Raw genomic sequence first — 10,657 nt, forward strand, 5'->3', positions numbered from 1 at the left:
CTGTTGAGGTTGCCGGCCAGCGGCCGGCACTACCGTGGGTGCAGGGCGCAGCCCTGCCGGACAACCCTCTAATCGTGCCCGCTGTCGTCCAGGCTGATGATGCCGCGCCGCAGCGCCTGGGTTACCGCATGCGTGCGATCACCCACGCCGAGCTTGTCCATCAGGCTCTTCATGTGCGCCTTCACCGTCTGCTCGGAAATCTGCATGCGCTCGCCGATGCGCTTGTTCGACAGCCCTCCGGCCACGTGCCGCAGTACCTCGGTCTCGCGCGGCGACAAGCGATCTTCCACTACATGCGCGGCGATGCTGGCCGCCACGGCCGGGGGAATCGGTGCGCGCCGGCCGCCGGCGACCATGCGGATGGTGTCGACCAGTTCATGGCGCAGCATGTCCTTCAGCAGGTACGCGCTGGCGCCGGCCTGCAGCGCCCGCACCGCACGTACGTCACCACGGTAGGTGGTCAGCACGATGATGCGCGCGCGCGGATCCATCGCGCGGATCCGCACGATGGCTTCCACACCATCCAGGCGTGGCATCTGCAGGTCCATCAGTACCACGTCTGGCTGCAGCTGCTGATAGCGCGCGATGGCTTCCTCGCCATCGGCGGCCTCGCCGAGCAGGCGCAGGTCGGAATGGGCGCCCAGCAGCGCAGCCAGGCCGTCACGCAGCAACGGGTGATCATCGACCACCAGTACGCCGATCGGGGTAGGGGATTCAGTCATGGCTCGTTCTACTCCAGGGCCAGCGCCAACGCGATGGGCGGCGGTGATACAGGCGACGGGCGGGAACCGCCAGCGCGACCTCGGTACCCAGCCCGGGGCGGGTCCACAGCTGCAGTTCCGCGCCGAGGCGCTGGGCGCGCTCACGCATGCCCTGCAGGCCCCAATGGCCATGGCCGGCGTTCTCGTCGGCAATGCCGGCGCCGTCGTCGCGCACGTGCAGCAGGAAACAACGCGTGCCATAGGACAGTTCCACTTCAATGGCACTGGCATTGGCATGGCGCAACGCATTGCGGATGGCCTCGCGCCCGATCAGGAACACCTCTTCGGCCGCGTCGGCCTGCAGCGGTGGCGTCGCGCCTTCCACGGTCAGGCGCAGGGGATTGATGCCATGCCCGGCGTATTCGGCGTGCACGTCGGCCAGCGCCGAAGCGAGGTCGCGGCCCGCGAACGGCGCCTCGCGCAGCGCATTGACCCGCTCGCGACCCTCGGCCAGGTTGCGCTCGGCCAGCTGCATCGCTGACTCAAGCTGACGGCGCACAGGCTCCGGTGTCTGCGCTGACTGGCTGATCGCGTGCAGGCGCAGGATCAGGCCCTGGCTACCCTGCAGCAGGGTGTCGTGCAGGTCGCGCGCGATGCGTTCGCGCTCGCCGTTGCGTTCCTGCAGTCGGGCGCGGAACAGTGCGGCCAGCTGCCCGCTGCGGATGCGTACCGCCAGCACCAGCAGTGCAAGCACGGCGGCGGTGCACAGCAGCTTGAACCACACGGTCTGCATGAAGGTGGGAGCGATGCGGAAGCTGCGGCTGGCCGGTGCGGTGCTCCAGATGCCGTCCTCGTTGGCGGCTTCCACCTCGAACCGGTAGCTGCCGGGCGCGAGGTTGGTGTAGTACGCACGTGTGCTGCTGCCAGCGTCCTGCCAGCCGTCATCCACGCCCGACAGGCGGTAGCGGTAGCGGTTGCGCTCCGGACGTGCCAACGACAGCGCCACGTAGTCAATCTGCAGCTGGCTGGTGCCGGCCGGGAGGCGCAGGCCATCGCGTAGCGGCGCGTGTTCGCTGCCATACAGCACCTCGCCGATGCGCACGCTGGGAGCCATCGTATTGACGTGCGATTGGGTGGTGTCCAGCCAGGCCAGGCCCTGGTTGGTGGCCAGCCACAGCAGGCCGTCGTCGGCCAGGGCGGCGGTAGCGATCGGTCCGCTCTGCAGGGCGATGCCGGGCATGCCGTCGATGGCATCGAACAGGCGTGGCGTCACTGGCAGACCGGTGCGCAGGGCACGGCGCAGCAACCCGCTTTCCATCCGTACCAGGCCACGGCTGCCGTTTAGCCACAGGTGCCCATTGGCATCGGCGACCATGCCGGTGATGCCCTCCAGGACACCGGCCATGTCGGTGCGCACCGGAACGAACCGGCCGTTGCCCAGCCGTGCCGCCAGCCCCGCTTCGCCGGCGACCAGCAGAAGGTCCCGGTGGTGCAGCACCGCGGTGATCGGCCCTACCGACAGGCCGTTCCCGGCGTCGAAGGTCTCGGTGCCATTCGCACCCAGGCGGCGCAGGCGGCCATCGGCATAGCCGAGCAGCAGCTGGCCATCGGCATCCAGCGCCAGCGATGAGCAGGCCTGCTCGGGCAGGCGGATTTCACGCTGCCACTGGTCATGCTGGTAGTGCAGCACCCCGCGTTCGCCGGTGCAGACCCAGGCCTGTCCGTCATCGGGGAACAACAGGGCATGCAGCGGCTGCCCGGTGAACGGCGCCGGCAGCGGGATCAGTGTGGTGTGGCCGGCGACCGTGCGCGCGAGGTTGACCCAGTCGAACTGCCAGATCGGCGTGGGTGCCTGGCGCGCGGCGGCCTGCAGCTGTGTGGCGCTGCCATCGAGCAGGGTGCGCCGCAGGTCGTAGGGCTTGAGGTCTTCGCCATAGCCATACACGCGGCCATCACTGGCCCGCACCAGCGAGCGGTACGGATCGCTTGGGCCCACCGCCAGGGTGTGGACGCTGCGTGCGCGGAAGCGGTTGAGGCCGAGATTGGTGCCAATCCAGAGATTGCCTTCGCGATCGACGATGATCGGCACTGCCGATGTGGCGGTCAGTCCTTGCGGCGAATCGAAGCGTTCCATGCGCACGGCCCGGGTGCCGTCGAAGGTGATGCGGGCGACGCCGCCGTGCGGGCTCATCGTGGCCCACAGCGCGCCATCGGCAGTGAACTGCAGGCGCGCAGCAACCAGTTCCGGCAACCGCCGCGCCTCACGTTCGCTGTCTGCCAGCAGACCCTGCGCGTTGGCCAGCGGCGAGGTGCCTCTCACCCGGTCGGCCAGCCACACTTCACCCTGCGGGCTTTCGGCCAGCGTCGCCATCTGCGAGACCGCGATGCCGGTGTCCTCGAACGCGGTCTGGCCCGCCGCACGCATCCAGATCTTCAGGTCGGCCAGCACCCAGAACCTGCCCCGGCTGTCGTGCAGCACCCACTGCACACGGCGCTCTGGCAGGCCGGCAGCGGCCGGCAGTGGCTGCCAGCGATGTCCGTCAAAGCGGCGCAGCCCGCCATTGATCGCCGCCCAGAGCTGGCCCTGGCGATCCTGGCTGAAGCGTGGGACCACGCCGACCGGCACCCCCTGCTCGCGGCCGTAGCTGCGCAGCTGCCCATGCGTGAACTGGCTGATGCCGGCCTGGAAGTAGCCGATCCACAGCGCACCGCCGTCGGCATGCGCCAGCGTGACCATGTTGGTGGACGGGAACTGGCTGCCGGCGGGCGCCGCCTGCCGTTCGAAGCGACGGCCATCGAAGCGGTACAGGCCCGAGCCGGTAGCCAGCCACAACAGGCCCTCACGGTCCTGGGCAATGTCCCAGATATCGCCCGGCGCGCCCTGGCCGACACGCCAGGCGGTGTGTTCGTAATCTGGCAGCCCGCCGCTCACCGGCGGGCGCTGCACGGCAAAGGCGGGCAGGGAGGTCAACAGCAGCAGGCACGTCAGCAGCGTCGGCAGGCGACGCACGGACGGGAAGGGGCGGCCACGCATGGCGCGCATTCTGGCAGGTGTGGGGCAGTCCGGGGTGACCCGAACGGGGTAGGCGGCGTGCGCCGGCGTCGGCTATCACGCCGGCATGCCCTCCGGAGCCCCGCCATGCAGCGCTTGTTCGTGATGTTCCCCGACCGCGGTCCGGGCATCGGCCTGCTGTGGTTGCGGTTGTGCCTGTCCGCTGCGCTGTTCACGCCCGGCATGCAGGCAGGCGGGTGGTCGGCGTTGTGCCTGCTGGCAGTGCTGATGCTCGTGCTGGGTGCATTGACGCCGTTGGCGGCGCTGATGGCGGCCGTGGGCATGTTCGCGCAGCAGGCGCCGTGGCCGCAGGCGGTGCTGCCATTGGCGCTGTTGATGCTGGGCCCTGGCGCCTATTCATTGGATGCGCGGTTGTTCGGGCGCCGCCTGCTCGGCCGTCGGCCTCCCCCATTCGGGTAGGTGCTGGCCTCGACCGACGGGGGTAGGGCATCACGCAGGGGTCACGCACCATGGGGCACCCCTTCGCGGCGTCCCGCATGGCCACCCTCTTCCCGCCTGATCCGCCCGCCGCTTCACTGGCACCGCAACAGGCCGCCGCGTTGCAGCGCGCCCTGCGCTATGTCGATGAGCATCTGTCGCAGCCGCTGCGGGTGACCGAGCTGGCGGCGGCCGCCTGCGTCAGCCGCTTCCATCTGGTACGCCTGTTCCGCGCCGGTACCGGCGCCAGCCCGCTGCGCTATGTCCGCCGCCGTCGCATCGAGCGCGCGCGCCAGCTGCTGCCGGGCGCGCAGCTGCCGATGGCCTGCCTGGCCCAGCAGCTGGGCTTCTTCGACCAGAGCCATTTCGTCCGCAGCTTCCGCGCGGAGACCGGCTGCAGCCCCGGCCAGTACGTTGCCGGCGATGCCGCCCTGTTGCATCCCCTTGATCGTGTTTCCAACGGAGTCCACCCATGAGCCTTGCCACCGCCACTCCCGCCCCGGCGCTGCTGTCGCCGACCGACCACGCCCTGGTGCTGATCGACTTCCAGTCGCAGATGGCGTTCGCCACCCACACCATCGACATCTCCGCGCTGCGCAACAACGTGTCGCTGATCGGCAAGGGCGCCAAGGGCTTCAATGTACCGGTCGTGCTGACCACAGTCGCCGAAGCATCGTTCTCCGGGCCGATGTTCCCGGAACTGCCGCAGATCTTTCCGGGCCAGACGGTGTTCGATCGCACCTCGATGAACACCTGGGAAGACCAGCCTGTGATCGATGAGATCAACCGCATCGGCAAGCGCCGTCTGGTCATCGCCGGCCTGTGGACCAGCGTCTGCATCGTCGGCCCGGCACTGTCGGCGCTGGCGCAGGGCTTTGAGGTGTATGTGATCACCGATGCCTGTGGCGATGTCAGCGAGGAAGCGCACGAGCGTGCGATCACCCGCATGGTGCAGGCCGGCGGGGTGCCGATGACCAGCGTGCAGTACCTGCTCGAACTGCAGCGCGACTGGGCACGGGGTGAAACCTACGACCTGACCACCGGCATTGCGCGCGATCACGCTGGCGGCTACGGCATCGGCATCCAGTACGCCAAGCGGATGTTCGGTGCGCAGGAAGGCGGGCACTGAGCATGGTTGCCGGCCATGGCCTCGACCTGGCCCTGCTGATGCTGCGCGTGGCGGCAGGAGGCTTCCTGCTGCCGCACGCGCTGGGCAAGCTGTTCGGCTGGTTCGGGGGGCCGGGGCTTTCCGGCTTCGCCACCGAGCTGCGCGGTTTCGGGCTGCCGGCAGTGGCACCGTTGCCATTGCTGTTGGCCTTGCTGCAGGTGTTGTCCGGGCTGGCCGTGCTGCTGGGGTGGCAGACCCGCATCGCTGCGCTTGCGGCGGCTGCCTTCATCGGCTTCACCGTGCTGTTGGCCCTGCCCAAGGGCTGGTTCTGGATGCGCGGCGGCAGTGAGTACCCGTTGATGTGGACCACGGTGCTGCTGGCCCTCGCGCTGGCCGGCCCCGGCGCCTGGGCGCTGGACGGCCAACGCTTTCCGGGAGAATTCGCATGAGTCACGATCCCCTCGATCACGGCCGCCGCAACGTGGTGCTGGCCAGCGGCGCCGCTGTTGCGCTCGGCCTGGCAGGTCGCGCCGGTGCCGCACTCGATTCCACTTCCAAGGAGCGTCGCATGAGCACGCTGGTCATCCGCAATGCCCGCATTACCACCCTCGACCCGCAGCAGCCGCATGCGCAGGCGCTGGCTGTACAGGAAGGCCGCATCGTCGCCGTCGGCAGCGACGAGGAGATCATGCGCGGCTGGGGCAATGAAGCGACGCTGATCGACGCGCAGGGCCGGCGCCTGCTGCCCGGCCTCAACGACAGCCATACCCACCTCATCCGTGGTGGCTTGAACTACAACCTGGAACTGCGCTGGGACGGCCTGCGTTCGCTGGGCGATGCCCTGGACATGCTGAAGGCCCAGGTAGACCGTACTCCCGCGCCGCAGTGGGTCCGTGTGGTCGGTGGCTTTACCGCCGCGCAGTTCAACGAGAAGCGCCTGCCGACGCTGCAGGAGCTCAACGACATCGCACCGGATACGCCGGTGTTCCTGCTGCACCTGTATGACCGCGCACTGCTCAACCGCGCCGCGCTGCGCGCCTGCGGCTACAGCAAGGACACACCGGATCCGCCGGGTGGCCAGATCGTGCGCGATTCGCTGGGCAACCCGACCGGGCTGCTGCTGGCCAAGCCGAATGCGCTGATCCTCTACGCGACGCTGGCCAAGGGCCCGCGCCTGCCGATCGAGTACCAGGCCAACTCGACGCGCCACTTCATGCGCGAACTGAACCGGCTTGGCATCACCTCGGTGATCGACGCCGGCGGTGGCTTCCAGAACTACCCCGAGGACTACCAGGTCATCGAGCAGCTGCATCGCGATGACCAGCTGACGGTGCGCATCGCCTACAACCTGTTCACCCAGAACAAGGGCAGGGAAGTGGATGACTTCCGTGGCTGGAGCGAGATCCTGCAGCCGCGCCAGGGCGATGACCTGCTGCGCCACAACGGCGCGGGCGAGATGCTGGTGTTCTCCGCCGCCGACTTCGAACTGTTCAACGAGCCGCGCCCGGAACTGCCGCCGGAGCTGGAGCCCGAACTGCACGACGTGGTGAAGCTGCTGGTCGAGAAGCGCTGGCCGTTCCGCATCCACGCCACCTACGACGAGAGCATCACCCGCATCCTGGATGTATACGAACAGGTCAACCGCGAGGTGCCATTCGATGGCCTGCACTGGTTCATCGACCACGCCGAGACCATCACTCCGCGCAATATCGAGCGCATCCGCGCGCTGGGTGGGGGTATCGCCGTGCAGCACCGCATGGCCTACCAGGGCGAGGCCTTCGTCGAGCGCTACGGCGTGCAGGCGGCACGGCACACGCCGCCGGTCAAGCGCATGTTGGCCGAGGGCGTGCCGGTGGGCGCAGGCACCGACGCCACCCGCGTGGCCAGCTACAACCCGTGGGTGGCGTTGTCCTGGCTGGTGACCGGGCGCACCGTGGGCGGGTTGGCCCTGTATGGCGAGGAAAACCTGCTCGAACGCGAGCAGGCGCTGCGCCTGTGGACCCAGGGCAGCGCCTGGTTCTCCGGCGACGAAGCAGTGAAGGGGACATTGAAGGTTGGTCAGCTGGCCGACTTCATCCTGCTCTCGGCCGATTTCTTCCGCGTCGACGACGCGCAGATCGCCGACATCACCAGCATGCTGACCGTGGTCGGCGGGCGCATCGTGCACGCCGACGGCGATTATGCTGGGCTGGCGCCGCAGCTGCCGCCGGCGATGCCGGACTGGTCGCCGGTCAACCGGTTCGGTGGTTACCACGTTGGTGGTGCCGCCACCGGATTGGCCGCTGCCCATCGCCACCATCACGGTGTGGCCTGCAGTACGCATGGTGCTCACGGTCATGCCGCGCATCACGCGGCGCCGACCGATGACCTGGCCGGGTTCTGGGGCGCGATGGGATGCTCGTGCTTCGCGTTCTGAGCCTGGCGCTGCTGTCCGTGCCCTCGCTGGCGCTGGCCTGCGAGGGCGGCCGCTGCAGCGACGCGGGCAACGGCGAGCTGCAGCTGGACGCATCGCTGCGCCTGCGTGGCCTGTACTACGACCCGACCCGGTTTGGTATCGGCGGCAGCGAAGACGGCTATGGCCTGCTGCGCGCACTGGCTTCGGCCACCTATGTGGAGGACACCTGGCAGGCAAAACTGCAGCTGGGCGTGCATGCCGAGAATGGCAAGGCAGGCGGCCCGGGCCGCACCGACCGTGGTGCCTTGGACGTGCAGCAGGCGTACTGGCGCTGGCAGCGCGGTGGCTTCCATCTGCAGCTCGGCCGGCAGGAAGCCGGCTATGGCAGCTCGCGGCTGTTGTCGGTACGCGATGGGCCGAACATCCGCCTGGCCTTCGATGGTGCGCGCCTGGGCTGGAAGGGGCGGCTCGGCACGCTTGACCTGATGGCCCTGCGGCCGGTCGAGAACCGGCCGGGTGCCTTTGATGATCGCAGCGAACACGGTGCGCACCTGTGGGGTGCCTATGCCACCGCGGCACGCGGGCAGGGCGTGGGACAGTGGGATCTGTACCTGCTGGACTATCGTCGCGACGGTGCGCGCTTTGCGGCGGGCTCGGGAACCGAGCGCCGGCAGACACTCGGTGCGCGCTGGTTCGGCCAGTCAGGTCTGCTGGACTGGAACAGTGAGCTGGTGGCGCAGGGCGGTGAACTGCGTGCCGCCACCGGCCCACTCGACGTCCGTGCCTGGACGCTGGCGACCGACACGGGTTGGCGCTGGAGGGAGCGGCCACTGCAACCGCGGCTGGGGCTGAAGGCCGACATCGCCAGTGGCGATGGCAACCTGCACGACCGGCGACTGGGCACCTTCAATGCACTGTTCCCGAAATCGGCCTACTTCAGCGAGGCCAGCCTGCTGGCTCCGGCCAATCTGATGGACCTGCAGCCGACCCTGTCCCTGCGCCTGCACGACGCGGTGACGACGGAACTGGGCGTACAGATGGCCTGGAAGCATCGTCGTGCCGATGCGGTCTACACCACGCCGGCGCCGCTGGTGGCGTTGCCGGGCAGCGCCGGTGGCGCGCGCCGCATCGGCACCCAGTACAAATCCGAAACCCGCTGGCAGGCCAGCGAACACTGGCAATGGCAGCTGCAGCTGGCCTGGGTCGACGCCGGTCCTGCACTGAAGCAGGCTGGAGGCCAGGACACGCTGTTCGCCTCGATCGTTGGAGCATGGCAATGGTGAACGCAACCGCGTCGCAACCCCCCGTACAGGACGCAGGTGCCTGGTCCCCGCTGAAGATCCAGATGTTCCGTTCGATCTGGCTGGCAATCCTGGCCAGCAACATCGGCACCTGGGTCAATGATGTGGCCGCCGCCTGGGTGATGGCCGAGCGCACCGGTTCGCCGCTGATGGTGGCCCTGGTGCAGTCGGCCACCACGGTCCCGATCGTGCTGCTGGCGCTCGCTGCCGGCACCCTGGCCGACATTGTCGATCGTCGGAAGTACCTGTTGGCGACCCAGGGCTGGATGCTGCTGGTGGCCGCAGCGATGGCTGCGTTGACCGCGATGGACCTGCTGACCCCGCAGTTGCTGGTGCTGCTGACCTTCTGCATGGGCTGCGGTGCGGCGATGGCAATGCCCGCGCAGGCCGCCATCGTCTCCGAACTGGTGCCACAGCCGATGCTGGCCTCGGCGGTGGCGCTGAACTCGATCGGCATCAATATCGCCCGTTCGATCGGCCCGGCCATCGGCGGCGTGATCGTCGCCCAGCTGGGTGCGGTCTGGGCGTTCGGCTTCAATGCCATCACCTTCGCCGCGATGCTGTTCGTGGTGTGGGGCTGGAAGCGCGACCCAAAGCAGTCGAGCTTGCCGCCGGAAGGCTTCGGTGCCGGATTGAAAGCGGGCCTGCGCTACGCGAGCCGTGCCGGACGGCTGCAGGCGGTGCTGATCAAGTCGGTCGGCTTCTTCTTCTTCGCCGCGGCAATGAACGCGCTGTTGCCGGTGGTAGTGCGTGGGCAGATGCAGGGTGGGGCGGGGCAGTACGGCATGCTGCTGGGCTGCATCGGCATCGGCGCAGTGGGTGGTGCGTTGCTGCTGCCGAAGCTGCGCGCACGGATGGATCGCGACCTGCTGGTGCTGCTGGCGACGTTGTCGCTGGCCCTGAGCCTGGTCGGGCTGGCGCTGACCCGCAGCTGGTACGTGCTTCCGGCGGTGATGCTGGTCAATGGTTTTGCGTGGATCACCGTGCTGTCGTCGCTTCAGATCGCTGCGCAGACTGCGGTTCCGGCATGGGTACGTGCGCGTGCGCTGGCGCTGTACATCATGGTGTTCTCTGCCGGCATGGCCGCCGGCGGCCTGAGCTGGGGCGCGCTCGCTCAGCGCACCTCGCCCGAACTGGCATTGCTGGTGGCAGCGGCCGGTGCGGTGATCGGTGGGTTGCTGGTGTGGCGCGTGCGCATCGCCGGCACCGAAGACCTGAACCTGCGCCCGGCCGGGCACTGGCCGGCACCCGAGCTGTCGGTGCCGGTGTCGAACGATCGAGGCCCGGTGCTGGTCACCATCGAGTACCGCATCGATGATGCTGATCGTGCCACGTTCCAGGCGCAGATGCGCGCGCTGGGCACGATCCGCCGCCGCGATGGCGCCGTGGTCTGGGGCGTGGTCGAGGACGTGGCCAGCCCGGGCATCCACCTGGAGTATTTCGTGACCCCGTCGTGGCTGGAGCACCTGCGCCAGCATGAGCGCATCACCGCCGACGACAAGGCGATCCAGGAAGTGCTGCGGGAACTGCATCGCGGTGAGCGCGCACCGGTGGTACGCCACTTCGTGGGTGGCCATGATCCGCTGCCGAAGACCGGGGTACCACACCATCACAGCGATATCTGACACAAAAAGGGGACGGAGGGGATTAAGTCGTTTATGC

The 10,657-nt window shown here is 68.6% G+C and carries 9 protein-coding genes; 7 read left to right on the forward strand and 2 right to left on the reverse strand.

The window, feature by feature from the left end:
- Positions 1-68: 68 nt before the first annotated feature.
- Together HMPREF3114_RS02075 and HMPREF3114_RS02080 are read right to left on the reverse strand one after the other, a co-directional pair.
- Positions 69-722 carry a response regulator gene (locus HMPREF3114_RS02075; RefSeq protein WP_005417012.1) on the reverse strand — a complete coding sequence of 218 codons (654 nt, stop codon included), beginning with the start codon at positions 720-722 and terminating at the stop codon, positions 69-71.
- Positions 715-3,744 carry a sensor histidine kinase gene (locus HMPREF3114_RS02080; protein WP_070488930.1) on the reverse strand — a complete coding sequence of 1,010 codons (3,030 nt, stop codon included), beginning with the start codon at positions 3,742-3,744 and terminating at the stop codon, positions 715-717. Before HMPREF3114_RS02080 ends, HMPREF3114_RS02075 begins: the two co-directional genes overlap by 8 nt.
- A gap of 96 nt (positions 3,745-3,840) precedes the next feature.
- Between HMPREF3114_RS02080 and HMPREF3114_RS02085 the strand changes: the two genes are divergently transcribed.
- From HMPREF3114_RS02085 to HMPREF3114_RS02115, 7 genes are all read left to right on the forward strand, one after another.
- A complete protein-coding gene (locus tag HMPREF3114_RS02085; protein ID WP_005417009.1) occupies positions 3,841-4,173 on the forward strand; it encodes a hypothetical protein in 333 nt (110 codons plus the stop codon).
- A 50-nt stretch (positions 4,174-4,223) separates the two neighbouring features.
- Positions 4,224-4,667 carry a helix-turn-helix transcriptional regulator gene (locus tag HMPREF3114_RS02090; RefSeq protein WP_050562701.1) on the forward strand — a complete coding sequence of 148 codons (444 nt, stop codon included), beginning with the start codon at positions 4,224-4,226 and terminating at the stop codon, positions 4,665-4,667.
- The gene (locus tag HMPREF3114_RS02095; RefSeq protein WP_053501200.1) at positions 4,664-5,320 is read left to right on the forward strand and encodes a hydrolase; all 657 of its coding nucleotides are present in this window, start codon (positions 4,664-4,666) and stop codon (positions 5,318-5,320) included. Before HMPREF3114_RS02090 ends, HMPREF3114_RS02095 begins: the two co-directional genes overlap by 4 nt.
- A gap of 2 nt (positions 5,321-5,322) precedes the next feature.
- A complete protein-coding gene (locus HMPREF3114_RS02100; RefSeq protein ID WP_005417004.1) occupies positions 5,323-5,748 on the forward strand; it encodes a DoxX family protein in 426 nt (141 codons plus the stop codon).
- A 119-nt stretch (positions 5,749-5,867) separates the two neighbouring features.
- Positions 5,868-7,715, forward strand: a complete 1,848-nt coding sequence (locus tag HMPREF3114_RS02105) for an amidohydrolase (RefSeq protein ID WP_171955791.1) — start codon at positions 5,868-5,870, stop codon at positions 7,713-7,715.
- On the forward strand, positions 7,694-8,977 hold the full coding sequence (locus tag HMPREF3114_RS02110) for an alginate export family protein (protein WP_070488933.1): 1,284 nt from the start codon (positions 7,694-7,696) through the stop codon (positions 8,975-8,977). The genes HMPREF3114_RS02105 and HMPREF3114_RS02110 overlap by 22 nt, the downstream gene beginning before the upstream one ends.
- Positions 8,971-10,620 carry an MFS transporter gene (locus HMPREF3114_RS02115; RefSeq protein WP_065196125.1) on the forward strand — a complete coding sequence of 550 codons (1,650 nt, stop codon included), beginning with the start codon at positions 8,971-8,973 and terminating at the stop codon, positions 10,618-10,620. The genes HMPREF3114_RS02110 and HMPREF3114_RS02115 overlap by 7 nt, the downstream gene beginning before the upstream one ends.
- The last annotated feature ends 37 nt before the right edge of the window (positions 10,621-10,657 follow it).

The sequence above is a fragment of the Stenotrophomonas sp. HMSC10F07 genome, from assembly GCF_001807895.1.
Lineage (GTDB): Bacteria > Pseudomonadota > Gammaproteobacteria > Xanthomonadales > Xanthomonadaceae > Stenotrophomonas > Stenotrophomonas sepilia.

Bases quoted from the DNA above. Each gene is read 5' to 3' on its own strand.
- HMPREF3114_RS02100 (WP_005417004.1), top strand. From the start codon at position 5,323: ATGGTTGCCGGCCATGGCCTCGACCTGGCCCTGCTGATGCTGCGCGTG.
- HMPREF3114_RS02105 (WP_171955791.1), top strand. From the start codon at position 5,868: ATGAGCACGCTGGTCATCCGCAATGCCCGCATTACCACCCTCGACCCG.
- HMPREF3114_RS02085 (WP_005417009.1), top strand. From the start codon at position 3,841: ATGCAGCGCTTGTTCGTGATGTTCCCCGACCGCGGTCCGGGCATCGGC.
- HMPREF3114_RS02095 (WP_053501200.1), top strand. From the start codon at position 4,664: ATGAGCCTTGCCACCGCCACTCCCGCCCCGGCGCTGCTGTCGCCGACC.
- HMPREF3114_RS02075 (WP_005417012.1), bottom strand. From the start codon at position 722: ATGACTGAATCCCCTACCCCGATCGGCGTACTGGTGGTCGATGATCAC.
- HMPREF3114_RS02110 (WP_070488933.1), top strand. From the start codon at position 7,694: ATGCTCGTGCTTCGCGTTCTGAGCCTGGCGCTGCTGTCCGTGCCCTCG.
- HMPREF3114_RS02080 (WP_070488930.1), bottom strand. From the start codon at position 3,744: ATGCGCGCCATGCGTGGCCGCCCCTTCCCGTCCGTGCGTCGCCTGCCG.
- HMPREF3114_RS02090 (WP_050562701.1), top strand. From the start codon at position 4,224: ATGGGGCACCCCTTCGCGGCGTCCCGCATGGCCACCCTCTTCCCGCCT.
- HMPREF3114_RS02115 (WP_065196125.1), top strand. From the start codon at position 8,971: ATGGTGAACGCAACCGCGTCGCAACCCCCCGTACAGGACGCAGGTGCC.